The sequence below is a fragment of the Nocardia bhagyanarayanae genome, from assembly GCF_006716565.1.
Lineage (GTDB): Bacteria > Actinomycetota > Actinomycetes > Mycobacteriales > Mycobacteriaceae > Nocardia > Nocardia bhagyanarayanae.
Genome location: NZ_VFPG01000001.1, coordinates 2,804,556 through 2,822,713, shown reverse-complemented (window position 1 = coordinate 2,822,713; position 18,158 = coordinate 2,804,556). Strand labels below are relative to the sequence as shown.

Sequence of the window (18,158 nt, the reverse complement as noted above, 5' to 3'; positions counted from 1 at the left end):
CACCGTATTGGCCCGGTGGCCAGGACGGCCACCGCCAGGCAGTAAACTGCTGGTCAATGAATACCAATGAGGTCGACAGCGTTCCTGGCGACAACGACAGGGACTCGGCTGGGAACGAAATCGATTCCCCCACTGCCGGCCCTTCGTTCGCCGACTTGGGTATCGATGACCGCATTTTGCGGGCCATCGCCGACGTGGGATACGAATCGCCGTCGCCGATCCAGTCGGCGACCATTCCGCCGCTGCTGGAGGGCGCCGACGTGGTCGGCCTCGCGCAGACCGGCACCGGCAAAACCGCCGCATTCGCGATCCCGATCCTGATGGGTCTGCGGGCCGAGGGCAAGCAGCCGCGCGCGCTGGTGCTCGCGCCGACCCGCGAGCTGGCCATCCAGGTCGCCGAGGCGTTCGGCCGCTACGCCGCGCACATGCCAGGCCTGCACGTGCTGCCGATCTACGGCGGTCAGAGCTACGGCGTGCAGCTGTCCGGCCTGCGCCGCGGCGCGCACGTCGTCGTCGGCACGCCGGGTCGTGTCATCGACCACCTGGAGAAGGGCACGCTCGACCTCTCCCAGCTCCAGTACCTGGTGCTCGACGAGGCCGACGAGATGCTCAAGATGGGCTTCCAGGAGGACGTCGAGCGGATTCTCGCCGAGACGCCCACCGACAAGCAGGTCGCGCTGTTCTCGGCCACCATGCCCTCGGCGATCCGCAAGATCTCCAAGCAGTACCTGCACGACCCGGTCGAGATCACGGTCAAGGCCAAGACCCAGACCAACACCAACATCACCCAGCGCTGGGTGCAGGTCTCGCACCAGCGCAAGCTGGACGCGCTGACCAGGGTCCTCGAGGTCGAGTCCTTCGAGGCGATGATCATCTTCGTGCGCACCAAGCAGGGCACCGAGGAGCTCGCCGAGAAGCTACGCGCACGGGGTTTCTCCGCCGCGGCGATCAACGGCGACATCGCCCAGAACCAGCGCGAGCGGACGATCGGCCAGCTCAAGTCCGGCGCGCTGGACATCCTGGTCGCCACCGACGTCGCCGCGCGCGGCCTGGACGTGGACCGCATCTCGCATGTGGTCAACTACGACATCCCGCACGACACCGAGTCCTACGTGCACCGCATCGGCCGCACCGGCCGCGCCGGGCGCAGCGGCCAGGCGCTGCTGTTCGTCGCGCCGCGGGAACGCCATCTGCTCAAGGCGATCGAGCGCGCCACGCGCCACCCGCTCGAGGAGATGCAGCTGCCCAGCGTCGAGGACGTGAACGCCCAGCGCGTGGCGAAGTTCGGCGACGCGATCACCGAGAACCTGTCCTCGGCGAATCTGCCGCTGTTCCGCAAGCTGATCGAGGACTACGAGCGCGAGCACAACATCCCGCTCGTCGACATCGCCGCCGCGCTGGCGGTCGGCTCCTACGACGGCGACAACTTCTTCATGGAGCCCGAACCCGAGCCGGAGCGGCGCGAGCGCGTGCCGAGGGAACGGCCCGCCCGCCGGTTCGACGAGGACCGTCCCGCGGCCTCGCATCACCGCGGCACCGGCACGGAGCTGGCCACCTACCGGATCAGCGTCGGCAAGCGGCACCGCGTGGTGCCCGGCGCGATCGTCGGCGCCATCGCCAACGAGGGTGGTTTGCGGCGCAGCGACTTCGGGCATATCAGCATTCGGCCGGACCACAGTCTGGTCGAGCTGCCCGCGCAGCTGCCCGCCGAGACACTGGAAGCCTTGCGGCGCACCAGGATCAGCGGCGTGCTCATCCAGTTGCAGCTGGACCAGGGCCCGCCCTCGCACCGCTCGTTCAGCCGGGGTCCGCGCCGCGACCGCGACGCGGGCAAGCGCCCGGAGCGCCGTAAGCCACGCTCCTGAGCCGGGCGGGGTACGCCGAGGTCACGCGGGCTAGCTAAGGTGTTGCCGACCGGCGCGCACGCCAGCGCGCCCGGTGCGGGTGTCCCGGCGAAGACACAGGAGGGCGCGTTTGTTCGTGTTCGGTGATCGTGTCGTATGCGCCGCCGCTGATCTCGTGCGCGCGGCGCGCTGTGAATTCGCGTTGCTGCGTGCCCTCGACACCGAACTGGGCTCGCTTCCGGACGACATCGAAGCCGCCGCCGCGCGAACTTTCGCGGCCGAGCCGCACCGCGTCGACGATTCCCGCGAACGCAGGCTCGCCGATTTTCGCGACCGCTACGGCAGCGGAATGGTCGAGATCCGCCAGCCACCACAGGATCCGGACGATCCGGGGGGGCGGGTAGCGGCGCTGCGGGACGCGCACGAGCAGACCCGGGCGGCGCTGCGCGCGGGCGTGGCGGTGGTGCACAACGCCACCTTCTTCGACGGCGGGTTCGCGTGCTCGTGCGAGTACCTGGTCCGCGCGAGTCATCGGGTGCGCTACACGGTGCACGGCGCCGCCGCGACACCGTGGGACCGGGTGGGCACAGCGCTCGAATCGGCCGCCTGCGCTGTTGCTTTGGACGCGGGCGGCGGCCTCGCCGCACCCGTGGCCCGGCTGCATCTCGGCGCGGACAGCGCCGAACATCCGCTCGCCGATCTGGTTCCGGTCTACCTGGCGAGGCGGCGGCGCGTCGAACGGATCTTGGAGGACAAGCTCGGCGAGTTGCTCCCCGTCCAGTGGGGCGATCCGCGGTATCTCGCCTGCGGCCACTGCCCCACCTGCACGGCCGAGCTGACCGCCGCGCGCGATCTACTCCTCGTCGCGGGCATGTCCCCCGCTGCTCGCGCCAGGCTGCGCGAGGCCGGGGTGAGCACCATCGACCGGCTCGGCGGGCTGGACGGCGCGGTGCATGGCCTGCCGCCGCGCACCGTGACAACGCTGCGCAGGCAGGCGGAAATCCAACGGCGCAGCGAGGATTCGGGCCGTCCCGCGCACACGCTCGTCGACGCGCTCGCGCTCGCCGGGCTGCCGCCCGCGACTCCGGGCGATCTCTCGCTGACCGTCGGCACCGACGACCGTGGACGCCTCGCGGCGATCGAGATCGGCGAGCCGGGCGCCGTGCACCTGTCCTTGCGCGCGCCGTTCGCCGCGGCGGCGGTCGACGAGGACGCGGCGTGGCGGGACGCGCTGAGCCGGGTGCTCGACCTGCTCGCGCACCGGCGACGGACGTTCCCGTACATGCGCGTCTACCACTACACCTCCGAGGTGCGCTCGGCGCTGCTGCGCTGGACCGGGGAGTCGGGCGTCGGCGAGGAGATCGCCGACGAACTGCTGCGCGAGGGTGTGCTCGTCGACCTGTATCCGATCGTGCGCAACGCGCTGCTGGTCGGCGAGGACTCGTACGGGCTGGATCGGCTGCGGCGCTTGCTGCCCGAGGCCGCGGGCACACCGGAACCCGCCTGCGTCACGGTGCTTCGCCTGCGCGACTGGCTGCTGGAACTGGCCGGCCAGCACACCGATCCCCGGGCGGGCGTCCCGTCGAACGCCGACCTGTACTCGGAGGTAGAGCCGCCGCAGCTCGCGCCCATGTCCGGCCCGTCCTCGGTGGAGGCCGCGCTCGCGGAATACGCCGCGGTCCAGGGGAATCCGGATCACCCAGCGGCGCTGATGGCCGCGGCGCTCGGCTACCGCAGGCGCGAACGCCAGCCGCTGTGGTACTCGCACGCCGATCGGCTCAGCCACCCCGTGCACGAATGGCCCGACGCGTCCGGCGTACTGATCGCCGATTGGGGCACCGTGGACACCAAGTGGCATCACAGCCCCAACCGCCCGTCCATGCGCAGGTATCTGACGCTGACCGGCCGGATCGGCACCGGTCGCGACGGCGGTGGCGCGGCCGCGCTCGCGCCGGGCACGACCGTCTACACCTACTACGACCGTCCGGTGGCCGCGGGCATGCGCACCGCCGCGGGCAAGCGCGGCACCGCGACGGCGACGGTGCTCGGCTGCGCGGTCGACGCCGACTTCGACGACACCGTCCGGCTGGAGGAACTCCTACCGGACGGCTGCGAACCCTACGACGAGCTACCCATCGCCATAGCGCCCGGCTTGCCCGCCTGGGACGAGAACGCCGAGGCGGCCATGGAATCGGCCGCGCAGCGGCTACTGGTGACGCTGCCGGAGATCCCGGACTGCGCGCTGTTCGACATCCTGGCCCGGCGCGCGCCGCGACTGCGCGGGGACGCCCCGCTGCCGGAGGTGCACGGCGACCACGCCGCCGCCATCACCGCCGCCACCCGCGCATTGGACGAGTCCTACCTGGTGGTGCAGAGCCCGTCGGGCACCGGGAAGAACTCCACCGTCGCGCGTGTGCTGGAACGGCTCGTCGTCCGGAACAAGTGGCGGATCGGCGTTGTGGCGCAAGCGCATTCGACGGTGGAGAGCCTGCTGGACGCGATCGTCGCGGTCGGCGTGCTTCCGGAGTTGGTGGCGAAGAAGGACGCCGAGGCCGTGGCGCCGGAGTGGGCGGTGATCGACGGGGCGCGCTATCCACGGTTCCTGGACAACGCCGTGAACGGTTGCGTCATCGGCGGGCTGGCCGCCGATTTCGCCGACGACGCGGTGGTTCCCGCCGACAGCCTGGACCTGCTGGTGATCGCGGACGCGGGCCGGTTCCCGTTGGCGGAGACCGCGACGGTGGCGGGCAGCGCGCGCAACCTCCTGCTGCTCGGCGATCCGCAGCCCACCGCGGCGCGCAGCGCGCATCCGGGGCCGGTGGGCGAATCGGTCCTCGGCTGGTTGCTCGCGGGTCGCGGCACCGTCCCGCCCGAGCGCGGTTACCTCCTCGATCGCACCTGGCGGATGCATCCACGGGTGTGCGAGCCGATCTCCCGGCTGTTCTACGACGGCAGGCTGCGCTCCAACGAAACAGTCACGCTGGCGCGACAACTCGACGGCGTCGAGCCGGGGATCGGCACCGTCCTCGTCGATCACTACGGCAACGCCACCGAATCGGCGGCCGAGGCACGCGAGGTGGTGCGCCAGGTGCGCGCCCTGCTCGGCCTGCCGTGGACGATGGGCGCGACCACGCGGCGGCTGCACCCGCACGACATCTTCGTCGTCGCGCCGTACGGCGCTCAGGTCGGCCGGATCCGGACCATGCTGGCGCGCGCCAAGATCGAGGACGTGCTCGTCGGCACCGTCGACCGCTTCCGCGGCAGGGAGGCCGCGGTCGTACTGCTGTCGATGACCACGTCGAGCCCGGCCGACGCGCCGCACGGCATGTCGTTCCTGTTGTCGCCCAATCTGGTTCGCGCCGCGGTGTCGCGGGCCATGTGGCGCGCGGTGATCATTCGGTCGCCGCTGCTCACCGAGTACCTGCCCGCCGCACCCGACGACCTGCCCGACCTGGCCCGCTTCCTCCAATTGAGCTGAGCCGGGCCGGATCTCGGATCAGCCGAAGTTCTTGCCCTCACCTCGGTAGGTGGGCACGGTGCTGCGGCTGCCGTCCGCCTCGACGAGGTGCACTCGATCGAACCGCTCGCACAGTTCACCGGCCTTGGCGTGGCGGAACCACACCCGGTCGCCGACGCGCAGTTCGGACGCGGCCGTCAGCGGAGTCTGCACCTCACCGGCGCCCTCGGTACCGATGAGGCGTAAGCCACTGGGCCATACCGGTTTAGGCACCCGCGACGCGCCGGTCGGACCGGAGGCGATGTAGCCGCCCGCGAACACCGTCGCGATGGACGGCGTCGGTTTGCGCAGCACGGGGGTGGCGAAGAACAGCGCGGGTCGCGGGGTGAAAGCGCGGTAGTGATCGAACAGCGTCGGCACGTAGAGACCCGAACCGGCGGTCACCTCGGTGACATCCGGATCGGCGATGCTGACCTCGATCGAGCCGGTGCCGCCGCTGTTGACGATCTCCAGCTTCCCGACCACCGAACGCACCGCATCCAGCACCCGCGCCCGGCGCTTGGCGATCTCGGCGGCCGAGGCCCGCTTGACCAGCCGCACCGCGACATTGCTGTCGGGCAGTCCGGCGATCTGCGCCTCGTAGGTCATCACGCCGACCACGTCGAAGCCGCGGTCGAGCGCGGCGCGCGCCAGCGCGGCGGCCTGTTCGGGGGTGCGGATCGGCGAGCGGCGCACGCCGAGGTGCAGCGGTCCGATCCGCAACGAGGCGTCCACGTCCAAGCAGACGCGGGGCCGCACCCGGTCGGTGCCGACGGCCGCGCGGATCAGCTCGAGCTGCTCGACGTCGTCGATCATGAGGGTGATCGCGCCGAGCAGGGTGTCGTCGGCGGCGAGTTCGGCGAGAGCCGCGCGGTCCACGGTCGGGTAGCCGAGCAGGATGTCGCGGGCGCCGAGACCGGCCAGCCAGAGCGCCTCGCGCAGGGAGTAGGACATGATGCCCGCGAAGCCGTCGGCCGCGGTCAGATCACCGCCGAGCACGGCTTCCAGGACGGCGCGGCAGCGCACGGACTTGCTGGCGACACGGATCGGGACGCCGTTCGCGCGGCGGACCAGGTCGGCGGCGTTGGCGCGCAGCGCGGTCAGATCGAGCGCGGCCAGCGGGGGGTCGAGGTCGGCGGTGGCGGCGTGCAGTCCGGCGATCGGCGATGTCTCGCTCACCAGAACAACTCAACCACCAAACTGGTCAAACGTCCAGTATTGGGCGGCTCAGACTTCGGCTGCCCGGGTGGTCAAGCCGCTCACCAGATCGTCCGAAACCACGAGCGTGGTCTCGTCGTTGCAGTCGGCCAGCCAGCGCAACACCGCCCCCTGCAGGACCGACACCACGTAGGTGGCGATGTCGTCCACCGGCTCCAGCCACTGGGTGCCGGAGCGATCGGCGCAGAGCTGCAGGAAGTTGCCGACCTCGGCGTCCATCTCGCGGAACATAGCCGCCGCGACGGGGTCGGGCATGGATTCGGACCGCACCTCCCAGCGCTCGCGCAGCGTCTGCACGGTCGCCTCGTAGGCGCGGATCTGCTTGGTCGGCGCGGCCTTGACCAGCGGCCAGTACGCGGTGACACCGGCATGCAACAGCACCCGCAGTGCCCGCACTCCGGTGATATCGAGCGAGGCGGCCGCCTTCTCCACGGCCTCGCAGATCGTCGGCCGCAACCGACTCTCCACTATTTCTCCACGTGCGCTCAACGACGACTCCCTCGGCGAAAGAACTCGCGCACCTCCATTGGCGCGACTCGCTGAACGTGGGCGAGCTGCCAGAAATCCCCAGGCTGCCCGGTCCAACGTTCATCAATGGTAGAGGGTTTTCGGGGTTTGAGAACGGGTTCAGCGGGTATTCCAGACCGGAAGAATGTTTTGTTACCCAAACGGAATGTCTCTGCAACGCTGCAGTGCCCCACGAATCGGCGTTCCTGGGCGACTCCCGGACCCTCGCGGCCGGAAGACACACAATGTTCCACCTTACGGTCAGCGGTACCACGCCGCCCACACTGTGGTGAAGCGCACAATAGCGCCGTGTAACCGGTTCACCGGCTGTTCGGCGTTCGATCCGGGAACGACACCGCCGCGATGCGCACGGCCGATAGCCTGGATCGGTGACTCTCCCGCCTCCCGCCGATCAGTTCTTCCTCTCCGGCACGTTCAACTTCCGCGACACCGGCGGCCTGCGCACGGTCGGCGGCGCCAAGCTGCGCCGCGGCGTGCTGCTGCGTTCGGCGCAGCTGAGCGGCCTCGACGCGGACGGCCACCGCACGCTGCGCGAACTCGGCGTCAGCGAGGTCTTCGACCTGCGCGGTGTGCGGGAGATCGACCACATGGGCCACGACAACCTGCCCGACGGCGTGCGGCGCAGCGTGACGCCCTTCGACTCGCGAATGGGCGAGGCGCCGCCGCACGAGTCGCGCACCGGCTCCGCGTTCGACCACATGCTCGAGGTCTACCGCGAGTTCCCCGCGCTGCCGGAGGCGAACTCCGCGATCATCTCGATCGCGGAGTCGATCGTGCGCGGCGACGGCGCGGTGCTGGTGCACTGCGCGGCGGGCAAGGACCGCACCGGCTGGGCGGTGGCGACGCTGCTGCGCGCGGTGGACGTCGTCGAGGAGGACGTGTTCGCCGACTACCTGCTCAGCAATCAGGCGGTCGAACCGCTGCGCGCGTTGATCGAGCCCACCCTGCCGCCGGGCGCGAGCTTCTCCGAAGATCTGCTCGGTGTGCGCGAGGAGTACCTCGGCATGGCGCTGGAATCGGTACGGCAACTGCACGGGGACTTCGACCGCTACCTCGACGTCGTCGGGCTGACGCCCGAGCTGCGCGGGCGGTTGCGCGACCGGATGCTGGAATAGCTCCGTTCGGAGTCGAAACAGGCCACAGGTCAGGCGATTTCGCGCCGGACCAGGCCCTGCGCGTCGATCGACACTTGATCGCCGGTGTGGAACCAGCTGCCGGTGAACCGGTGCGCGGTGGTCTCCGGGTCGTTCCAGTACCGCCGGGTGACGTTCGGTCCGCGACAGAGCAGTTCGCCCTGCCCGGCCCCGGCCCGCGGACCCCACAGCGCCAATTCCGTGCCGCCGAACGGGAATCCGAGGACGCGGCCCGCGTCGGCGGGCGTCTCGGTGTCGTCCACGGCGAGGCCGATGCCGCTCGTCTCGGTGGCGCCCCACACCGACCAATGCCGGGCCGAGGGAAACGCGTCGCGCAGCGCGGCAGCCAAGCCGCCCGCGGTCCGTTCGGCGCGATGCCCGGCGCTGCTGACCCGGCTGATGCCCTCGGTGGGCACGCCGTCGGCGCGCAGCGCGGCCAGCTCGGGCAGCAGGCCCGCGAAGATGCGCGGCGTGCCCGAGACCATGTCGATCCGTTCGGCCACAATGGCTTCCGCGAGACCGCGGCCCTCCGCGGCGAGCACCACGGTGCCGCCGACCGCGAAGGTGGGCAGCAGCTGGTCGACGCATCCGCTGGCGTGCGCCAGCGGCGGCAGCACCAGATTGCGCACACCGTCGGTGGGCAGGTCCAGCGCGGCGACCACCGAGCGGACCGCCGAGAGCAGGTTCTCGTTGGTCAGCTCGACGCCCTTGCGGGTGCCGCTGGTGTAGCAGAGCAGCGCCAGATCGTTGAGCGCCGCGCCGTCGTCGATGAACGCGGCGCCGTCGGGTAGCTCCACCTCACCGCCGCGGGCGCCGTGACCGAGCACGAAATCCGCCTTGCTGTCGGCGATCACCTGCTCGGCCACCTTCGCCGGAAGCCCGTCGTGCACCAGCACCGGCACCGCGCCGCTGAGCAGCGCGCCGAGGAACGCCTGCACCCAGCGCGCGCCTGCGGGCATGTGGATGGCGACCCGGTCGCCGTAGCCGACGCCGTGTTCCTGCAGGCCGCCCGCGATGCGCGAGGCCGAGTGCCACAGCTCCCGGTAGGTGAGCCGTGTCCCACCGAGCTCGACGACCGCCTCGCGCGCCGCGAAGGCGTGCACCTGCAGGTCGAGCAGCTCGGTGAGCGCCGGGGTGAGATTGCCGTAGCGCAGCACACCGTCCGCGCCGCGGGCCAGCGGGTTTCCACACGCGGGCGAGTGAGTCAGGGGGTATTCGACCAAGAGCTGCGACATTTGTCCTCCGCGCGATGCCTCTAGCTGCCAGGCACCTGCGACTATATGACGCGGATCACAATTTCGCGGGAATAGTCGAATTACCGTGTCCCCGCCGTCACCGGCCCGTGTACGTCGCCTTGCCCGGTCCGACCTCGAGGAAGCTGCGCACCGCGCCGCGCAGATCGTCGGTCGCGAAGAGTTCGCCGGACACCTCGGGGGTCACCGAATCGGCGTGCGCGACACCGCCGGAGCGCCAGGCCTCGACGATCCGCTTGGTCGCCGCGTGTGCCTTGGTGGGGCCCTGCGCCAGCCGGTGCGCGAGTTCCCGCGCCGCGCCGTCCACGTCCTCGTGCACGCCGTTGACCACGCCCCACTCGGCCATGGTCGCCGCGTCGTAGAGATCGCCGGTCATCACGAATTCCCGCGCGCGGCCCGATCCGGCGCGCTCGGCGAGCCGCTGCGGACCGCCCATCGACGGGGTCAGGCCGACCACCGTCTCCACCAGACCGAACTTCGCCTTCGGCGCGGCCAGGATGATGTCGCAGGCCAGCGCGATCTCGAAGGCGGCGGTCAGGGTCAGGCCGTGCGCGGCGAAGAGCACCGGACAGGGCAGCGCCTCCAGCGGATGGATGATCTGCGCGAACAGCGAACGCCACAGCTCCGCGCCCTGCTCGGTGGTCAGGCCGTCGAAGACGTGCACGTCGACGCCGCCGGAGACCACCTTGCCCTCCGCGCGCAGCAACAACGCGCGCGGCGGGTTGGCGCTCAGCTCGGCGATGTCCTGCACCAGCGCGTCCAGCATCGCCCGATCGAAGAGGTTCAGCGGCGGATTGGCCAGCGTCAGGACGGCGACCTCCGCGCCGCCGTCGGTGATTTCCCGTTCCAGCCGAGTGGCCTTGGTTTCGCTCATTGCGCCAGCCTAGAACCTCCATCTGCCAGACTGATCGTGTGACCAAGGCGGCATCCGAAAGCGGTTCGTACGTCGAACCGGGTGAGTTCAAGCGGGACACCAACTACATCACCACCCGCATCACGGCCGACGGACGCGACGGTTATCCGGTGGAGCCGGGGCGGTATCGGCTGGTCGCGGCGCGCGCGTGCCCGTGGGCCAATCGCACGCTCATCGTGCGCAGGCTGCTGGGCCTGGAGGACGTGCTCTCGCTGGGCCTGTGCGGCCCCACCCACGACAAGCTGAGCTGGACCTTCGACCTCGATCCCGGCGGCGTCGACCTGGTGCTCGGCATCCCGCGACTGCGCGACGCCTACCTGGCCCGGTTCCCCGGCTACCCGCGCGGCATCACCGTCCCCGCGGTGGTCGACATCCCGACCGGTCAGGTGGTCACCAACGACTACGCCCGGATGACGCTGGACTTCTCCACCGAATGGACGAAGTTCCACCGGGAAGGCGCGCCCCAGCTGTACCCCGAGTCGCTGCGCGCCGAGATCGACGAGGTCAACGACGTCGTCTTCCGGGATGTGAACAACGGCGTCTACCGCTGCGGCTTCGCCGGCGCCCAGGACGCCTACGACGCGGCCTACGACCGGCTCTTCGCCCGGCTGGACTGGCTCTCGGATCGCCTTGCCGGACAACGCTTCCTGGTCGGCGACACCATCACCGAGGCCGACGTGCGGCTGTTCACCACGCTGGTCAGGTTCGACGCCGTCTACCACGGCCACTTCAAGTGCAACCGGCAGAAACTGAGCGAGATGCCGGTGCTGTGGGCCTACGCCCGCGACCTGTACCAAACCCCCGGCTTCGGCGACACCGTCGACTTCGCCCAGATCAAGACCCACTACTACGTGGTGCACACCGACATCAACCCGACCAAGGTGGTACCGAAGGGACCCGACCTGAGCAACTGGCTGACCCCGCACGGCCGCGACGAGCTGGGCGGCAGGCCGTTCGGCGAGGGCACCCCGCCGCCACCGCCGCCGCTGTCGGAGCGGGTGCCCGCCCTGCACGGCCCGGCCTGACCGGCGGAGGCCGTCGTTTCGGGTGGCGCGGCGCGGGAACCCGGACCATGAGCCGGTTCGTTGTCGTGTTGGGCCGACGATGGTTCGGTGCCATAGAGTTCTGGCAGCGAAGGCTGAGACTTAAGGGGTGTTGCCGATGCGGCACAGCGGATTCGAGAAGACCGTGGTCGCCTTGCTCGAGAACGGGTCGAAGCTGCAGGCGCCCGCGGTCGAGAAGTACATCGATCGGATCAGGCGCGCCCATCCCGACGAGACCCCTGCGCAGATCCTCGCCCGGATCGAGCGCCAGTACCTGCTCGCGGTGACCGGCAGCGGCACCGCGGCGGGCGCGACCGCCGCGATGCCCGGCGTCGGCACGGTGGCCTCGCTGGCCACCATCACCGCGGAGACGGCGTTCTTCCTGGAGGCCTCCGCGCTGTACACGCTGGCGAACGCCGCGGTGCACGGGGTCGCGCCGGAGGCCAAGGAGCAGCGCAGGGCGCTGGTGCTCGCGGTGGTGCTCGGCGATTCCGGCATGGAGATCGTGGAGCGTTCGGTCGGACGGTCGGCCAAGAACTGGGGCACCCTGCTCGCCAACCGGGTACCGGGTCTGTCCGGCATGAACGACACGCTGATGAAGCGGTTCATCGTCCGGTTCCTCACCAAGCGGATGGCGCTGATGGCGGGCAAGGTGATCCCGATGGGCATCGGCGCGGTGATCGGCGGCGTCGGCAACCGCGCGCTCGGCAAGACCACGGTGCTCAACGCGCGGAAGGCCTTCGGGCCCGCGCCTGCCTTCTGGCCGGCCGACCGGCAGCTCGTCGTCGAGGCCGATCCGCTGCCCGCGCTCGACGCCACCCCGCCGCACTTCCCCGCCGACCCGAAATGACCCGAGCCAAAACGGCTTTGGTCGTTCGCGGCCTGAGCAAGCGGTACGAACTCGGTTCGGCCGTCGAGGACGTCGGCTTCAGCGTTCCCGCGGGGAGCACCGCGGCGCTGGTCGGTCCCGCGGGCTCGGGCAAGACCACCATTCTGCGGATCCTGCTCGGTCTGCTGGAACCGTCCTCGGGTAGCGCGGAGATCACCGCGTCGCCGGTGGGCGGGATGCTCGCGCCGCGCGGACTGCATCCGGGGCGCGCCGCCCGGGACCACCTGCTGGTGTACGCGGCCGCGGCCGGAGTTCCGGACGCGCGGGTCGACGCGGTGCTCGAGGCGGTCGGCATGACGGATGCCGCGCGCGTCAAGGCGGGCGCGCTGTCGATCGGTCAGCAGACCAGGCTGGCACTGGCCACCGCGTTGCTCACCGATCCGCCGGTGCTGATCCTGGACGAGCCCACCGAGGGACTCGATCCCGCCGAACGCGGCTGGCTGCACGATTTCCTGCGCAGGCACACCCGCCGCGGCGGCACGGTGCTGCTGTCCAGCGCGAGCCTCGCCTCGGTGGTGGCGATGGCCGATCAGCTGATCGTGGTGAGCGAGGGCGCGGTGGTCTACCAGGGCACTCCCGCGAAACTGCGCCGCAATCACCCCGACCGACTTGTGGTCGCCGCGTCCACCCCGGTGGCGCTGGCCACGATGCTCGCCGCGCGCGGCTACACCGACGCGGTCATCCGCCCGGACGGGCGGCTCGCGGTGGCCGAGGCGAGCGAGGCCGAGATCACCGACGCGGCCAAGGCCGCCGGGGTGCGGCTGGACAGCGTCACCCCGGATCCGATCCACCCCGACCGGGTCCTCGCCTCGCTGACGAAACCGAGCAAGACCGCGGCGCCGATGTTCCCGCCGCCCGCGGCGCACGCACCCCATCCGCAGCCGACGCCCTACGGGATTCCGCGATGATCACTCTGCCACCGGACCTCGTGCCGCCGGTCAACTCCGAGGTCCGCAAGGTCTACACGCTGCGCTGGTGCCTGGCGCTCGGGGTGACGCTGCCCGCCGTCGCGCTGGTGGCCGCCACGGTGACATCGGTGATGGCCGGGCCCGCGGACCCGAAGTCCGCGCTGGCCACCGGCGCCGCGACCATCGGGCTGTATCTGGCGCTGGCCGCGACGATCCTGGCCGCCGCCGTGTTCGGCGCCGCGGGAGCCGGCGGTGAGTTCCGCTATCGGACCATGCCGGTGACCTCGCTGTTCACCGCGGACCGCGATCGGCTCGCGGCGGCCAAACTGCTGGTCACCGGCGCGTACACGCTGGCGGTCGCGGTGCTTGTCGAGGTGTGCGCGTTCGCCTGCCTGCTGGCGTTCGGCCGGGGCAAGTTCGAGTTCGGCACCCGATTGCTGACGGTGTTGGGCACCGGTCTGCTCGCCGCGGTCTGCTGGTCGCTGCTCGGCGCCGGACTCGGGTTGCTGCTGCGCCAGTCGACCGGCGCGGTGGCGCTGATCCTCGGCTGGCTGCTCGTCATCGAGCCGCTGATCTGGTTGGTGGCCAATGGCATCGGGCTCGGCGGCGTGGTCACCCTGCTGCCGGGGTCGGCGACCGTCGCCACCGTGGCGGTCGGCTCCTTCCCCGACAGCGACATCCTCGCCCCGACCCCGGCCGCCTTCGTCGTCCTACTGTTGTGGACGATCGGAATCGCCGGCGCGGGCTGGTGGCAGCTGCGCGGCCGCGATATGTGACCCGCGACCGTCACCCGAGGGCGCTCGCCCGCGCCAATCCCCCTGCGTTGTCATGGCGGCGAGATCAGATCCGCCCGGACACGCCAAGATCGGGGGGCAGACTCCGGGAACAAGCGGTGTGTCGCCGCGCGTCGTTACCTTCGATGGCGTACCTCCGCCTTCGCCGCGGCCATGCGCGGGCTTTCGACGGACTCCGTTCGGCGGCGAAGACTGGGAGGGGAGTTCGATGAAGGGGCGGTGGACAGCGCAATTGAGTGAGCCGACGACGACTGAGCAGAGCACGACGGGGCGCGGCTGGATACGGCGGGTGTGGGCGGAGAGCCGGTCACATCCCGGCACCATCGCGGGCGTCGCGGCCGCGGTCCTGGCGGGCGCGCTGGTGGAGGTGGCCGCGCCGCTGCTCACCAAGCGCGCGGTCGACGCGGCCGGTGTCGGCGACACCGAGGTGATCGGCGTGATCGCGGCACTGCTCGCGCTGCTGGCCGCCGGGCGGTTCGCCGCGGCGTTCGGCAGGCGGCTGCTCGCGGGCCGTCTCTCGCTCGACGTCCAGCACGGCCTGCGGGTGCGGTTGCTCGGTTCGCTGCAGCGACTCGACGGCGCGGGTCAGGACGCGCTGCGCACCGGTCAGGTGGTCTCCCGTTCGATCACGGATCTGCAGCTGGTGCAGGGTCTGCTGGCGATGGTGCCGCTCTCCGGTATGGCGCTGTTGCAGTTCCTGCTCGCGGCCGGGGTGATGCTGTGGCTCTCGCCGCCGTTGGCGGTAGTCGCGCTGCTGGTGGTGCCCGGCATCGCCGCGGTGGTCTATCGGATGCGGCCGCGCCTGTTCGCGGCGACTTGGTCGGCCCAGCAGCGGGCCGCCGATCTGGCCCAGCACGTCGAGGAGACGGTCACCGGCGTGCGGGTGGTGAAGGGCTTCGGGCAGGAGGCCCGGATGGTCGACGTGCTGGAAGGGCACGGCCGCAGGCTCTACGCCGAGCGCATGCGCGCGGCCAGGGTGGACGCCCGCTTCGCGCCGGTGGTCGCGGCGATACCGCAGGCCGGGTTGGTCGGGGTGATCGCGTTCGGCGGCTGGCTGGCGCTGCGCGGCTCCATCGGGCTCGGCACCTTCCTCGCCTTCGCCGCCTACGTGGCGACCATGACCTCGGCGACCCGCGCCATGTCCTCGGTCGTCATCCTGGCGCAGTTGACCCGCGCCGCCGCCGAGCGCGTCTTCCAGGTCATCGACTCCGCGCCGGTGATCGCCGATCCGCCCGTGCCCGCCGCGCTGCCGGACGGCCCGCTCGGGATCGAGATGGATTCGCTCACTTTCGGTTTCGATCCGGACCTGCCGATCCTGCGCGATCTGGACCTCACCGTGCGCCCCGGCGAGACGGTCGCGATCATCGGACCCGCCGGGTCGGGTAAGACGACGCTCTCGCTGCTGCTGCCGCGCTTCTACGCGCCCGACGCGGGCCACATCCGGCTCTTCGGCGACGGACCCGACGCCGGCAAGCCGGTGGACATCGCCGACGTGGCCGCCGCCGACCTGCGCGCCGCCGTCGGTGTGGTGTTCGACGATCCGTTCCTGTTCTCCGACACCATCGCCGCGAACATCGCCCTCGGCAACCCGCGCGCCACCGACGCGGAGATCAGGCAGGCCGCCAAGCTGGCCGCCGCCGACGACTTCATCGGCGAACTGCCCGACGGATACGACACCGTCGTCGGCGAGCGCGGGCTGACCCTCTCCGGCGGCCAGCGGCAGCGCATCGCGCTCGCCAGGGTGCTGCTGGCCCGCCCGCGCATCCTGGTGCTGGACGACGCCACCTCCGCGGTAGACGCGGTCACCGAGGCCGCCATCTTCGACACCCTGCCCGACCGCGGCGGCCGCACCACGATCATCCTGGCGCACCGCGAGTCGACGCTCGCCCACGCCGACCGGGTCATCCGATTGCCCGCGCCCGCCCACCGGCCGGTGCCCGCGACGATCGAACCCGAGGAGCCGACGAGAACACCGCGCGCCGCCGGGCGGGCGGGTGGTTTCGGGGCCGCTGCCGCGGACCTGGCCGAGACACCCGAGCTGCGCCGGACCATCGAGGAACTCCCGCCCGCCACCGAGGAACCCGGCCTCGACGACCGCGCGCTGCGCGAACCCGACCCGGGCTTCCGGTTGACGCGGCTGATGCGCCCGGTGCGGTGGCTGGTGCTGACGGTGGTGAGCCTGCTCGCGCTGGACGCGCTCGTCGGCGTGGCCTTCCCCGCGCTGGTGCGCTACGCCATCGATACGGGCGTCAGCGCCGGACAGTCCGACGCGCTCGTGCGGGCGGCGGGGCTCGGGATCGCGCTGGTCGCGGCGGGCTTCGCGGTCGGCGCGGCGACCATCGTGCTCACCGCGCGCACCGGCGAACGCGTCCTCTACGGCCTGCGCGTGCGCAGTTACGCGCACCTGCAACGCCTCGGCCTGGACTACTACGAGCGGGAACTGTCCGGCCGGATCATGACCAGGATGACCACCGACGTGGACGCGCTGTCGAGCTTCCTGCAGACCGGCGTGGCGACCACCCTCATCGGCGTGCTCACCTTGCTCGGCATCGCGGTGGCGCTGTTGGTCATCGACCTCTCGCTGGCCGTGGTCGCCCTGCTCGCCCTGCCACCGCTGATCGTGGCGACGGTGATCTTCCGGCGCTTCTCCTCGACCGCCTACACGGTGTCGCGGGAACGCGTGTCGACGGTGAACGCCGACTTCCAGGAGAACGTCACCGGCCTGCGCGCGGTGCAGGCCAACCGGCACGAACCGCGCGCGGCGCGGCGGTTCGCCGAGTACTCCGAGCGCTACCGCAACTCCCGGATGCGGGCGCAGCGGGCGATCGCGCTGTATTTCGCCTTTGTCATCGCCTGGGCCGACCTGGCGCTGGCCGCGGTGGTTTTCGTCGGCGCGCGGGAGGTCGCCGTCGGCGCGACCAGCGCGGGCACGCTTGTCGCTTTCGTGCTGTATCTACAGCTGCTGTTCGGCCCGATCATGCAGTTGTCCCAGGTCTTCGACGGCTACCAGCAGGCCAGGGTCGGGCTGCGGCGCATCGGCGAACTGCTGCGCACGCCGTCCTCGATCGCTGCGGATCCGCCGGACGCCGTGGCGATCACCGACGGTCTGCGCGGCGAGGTCGCGCTCGATCACGTGCGTTTCCGCTATCCCGGAACCGAGACTCCGGCACTGGACGATGTCGAGCTGCGTATTCCGGCCGGGTCCACGCTGGCGCTGGTCGGGCCGACGGGCGCGGGCAAGTCGACGATCGTGAAGCTGCTCGCCCGCCTCTACGACCTGCCGCGGGCACCCGGCGGCGCCGACGAAGCGGGCACCGAGCGAAGCGATGCCCGGGCCGTCCGCACGAAGTCCGACGCGGACTCCGGCACAGCGATGTCCACCGGCGCGATCGTCGTCGACGACGTCGACATCCGCGATTACCGCCTCGCCGACTACCGTTCCCGGCTCGGCATCGTCCCCCAAGAAGCTCACCTCTTCACCGGCGACGTCGCCAGCAACATTGCATTCGGACAACCATCCGCAACCGAGGCAGAGATTCGCGCGGCCGCCGCGGCGGTGGGTGCGACCGACATGATCGCCGCGCTACCCCTCGGACTGCGGCAACCGGTCGGCGAACGCGGGCGCGGACTGTCCGCCGGGCAGCGTCAGTTGATCGCCCTCGCCAGGGCCGAACTGGTCCGTCCCGACCTCCTACTGCTCGACGAGGCCACCGCGACCCTCGACCCGGAAACCGAGTCGTCGGTGCTGGTAGCGAGCAGATCGCTGACCCGGGGGCGCACCACGGTCGTCGTCGCGCACCGGCTCGGCACGGCCGCGCGCGCCGACCGGATCGCGGTCGTCGAGCGGGGCCGGATCACGGAATTCGGGACGCACGCCGACCTGGTCGCGGCGGGCGGAACGTATACCCGCCTCTGGGCGGCGGCCCGCGAAACGGGAGGAATATTCTCGGACCCGGACGAGTCTGCACAGAAGAGTTTGGGTCTGTCCGGTGGTGGGTAGCTTCGCCGATTTGCCGCTGGGCATATCCTCGACAGAGGGTCCATCGGCGCGCATCCGCTGATCCCCATGCCGGGCACGTCACAAACGTCGCAGCGCGAAGAACGAAATGAGGCGAACACCTGCTGTGAGCAGCTCAACT

General features: G+C 71.0%; 12 protein-coding genes. 8 read left to right on the top strand and 4 right to left on the bottom strand.

The annotated features are described in order from the left end of the window. Positions 1-56 precede the first annotated feature (56 nt). Together FB390_RS12015 and FB390_RS12010 are read left to right on the top strand one after the other, a co-directional pair. Positions 57-1,865 carry a DEAD/DEAH box helicase gene (locus FB390_RS12015; RefSeq protein WP_185757011.1) on the top strand — a complete coding sequence of 603 codons (1,809 nt, stop codon included), beginning with the start codon at positions 57-59 and terminating at the stop codon, positions 1,863-1,865. A 115-nt stretch (positions 1,866-1,980) separates the two neighbouring features. Next, complete coding sequence (locus tag FB390_RS12010) at positions 1,981-5,322, top strand: AAA domain-containing protein (RefSeq protein ID WP_246123982.1); 3,342 nt, start codon at positions 1,981-1,983, stop codon at positions 5,320-5,322. Positions 5,323-5,340: 18 nt separating this feature from the next. Here the strand turns inward: FB390_RS12010 and FB390_RS12005 are convergent, their stop codons facing one another. After that, complete coding sequence (locus FB390_RS12005) at positions 5,341-6,519, bottom strand: amino acid deaminase/aldolase (protein ID WP_141809022.1); 1,179 nt, start codon at positions 6,517-6,519, stop codon at positions 5,341-5,343. Between the two features lie 48 nt (positions 6,520-6,567). Continuing rightward, complete coding sequence (locus FB390_RS12000; RefSeq protein WP_246123981.1) at positions 6,568-7,047, bottom strand: TetR family transcriptional regulator; 480 nt, start codon at positions 7,045-7,047, stop codon at positions 6,568-6,570. A gap of 407 nt (positions 7,048-7,454) precedes the next feature. On the opposite strand from FB390_RS12000, the gene FB390_RS11995 reads away from it, so the two are divergent. Then, complete coding sequence (locus FB390_RS11995; protein WP_141809021.1) at positions 7,455-8,201, top strand: tyrosine-protein phosphatase; 747 nt, start codon at positions 7,455-7,457, stop codon at positions 8,199-8,201. Between the two features lie 29 nt (positions 8,202-8,230). Here the strand turns inward: FB390_RS11995 and FB390_RS11990 are convergent, their stop codons facing one another. Both FB390_RS11990 and FB390_RS11985 read right to left on the bottom strand, forming a co-directional pair. Further along, the gene (locus FB390_RS11990; RefSeq protein ID WP_141809020.1) at positions 8,231-9,454 is read right to left on the bottom strand and encodes a class I adenylate-forming enzyme family protein; all 1,224 of its coding nucleotides are present in this window, start codon (positions 9,452-9,454) and stop codon (positions 8,231-8,233) included. A gap of 97 nt (positions 9,455-9,551) precedes the next feature. Continuing rightward, complete coding sequence (locus FB390_RS11985) at positions 9,552-10,346, bottom strand: enoyl-CoA hydratase/isomerase family protein (RefSeq protein ID WP_141809019.1); 795 nt, start codon at positions 10,344-10,346, stop codon at positions 9,552-9,554. Positions 10,347-10,384: 38 nt separating this feature from the next. On the opposite strand from FB390_RS11985, the gene FB390_RS11980 reads away from it, so the two are divergent. From FB390_RS11980 to FB390_RS11960, 5 genes are all read left to right on the top strand, one after another. Next, a complete protein-coding gene (locus FB390_RS11980; protein ID WP_141809018.1) occupies positions 10,385-11,410 on the top strand; it encodes a glutathione S-transferase family protein in 1,026 nt (341 codons plus the stop codon). A gap of 136 nt (positions 11,411-11,546) precedes the next feature. Beyond that, positions 11,547-12,278: a hypothetical protein gene (locus FB390_RS11975; RefSeq protein WP_141809017.1), complete on the top strand. Its 732-nt coding sequence runs from the start codon at positions 11,547-11,549 to the stop codon at positions 12,276-12,278. Continuing rightward, positions 12,275-13,225 carry an ABC transporter ATP-binding protein gene (locus tag FB390_RS11970; RefSeq protein ID WP_141809016.1) on the top strand — a complete coding sequence of 317 codons (951 nt, stop codon included), beginning with the start codon at positions 12,275-12,277 and terminating at the stop codon, positions 13,223-13,225. The genes FB390_RS11975 and FB390_RS11970 overlap by 4 nt, the downstream gene beginning before the upstream one ends. After that, positions 13,222-14,001, top strand: a complete 780-nt coding sequence (locus FB390_RS11965) for an ABC transporter permease (protein WP_141809015.1) — start codon at positions 13,222-13,224, stop codon at positions 13,999-14,001. The genes FB390_RS11970 and FB390_RS11965 overlap by 4 nt, the downstream gene beginning before the upstream one ends. Before the next feature lie 250 nt (positions 14,002-14,251). Beyond that, the gene (locus FB390_RS11960; protein ID WP_246123980.1) at positions 14,252-18,019 is read left to right on the top strand and encodes an ABC transporter ATP-binding protein; all 3,768 of its coding nucleotides are present in this window, start codon (positions 14,252-14,254) and stop codon (positions 18,017-18,019) included. Positions 18,020-18,158 lie beyond the last annotated feature (139 nt).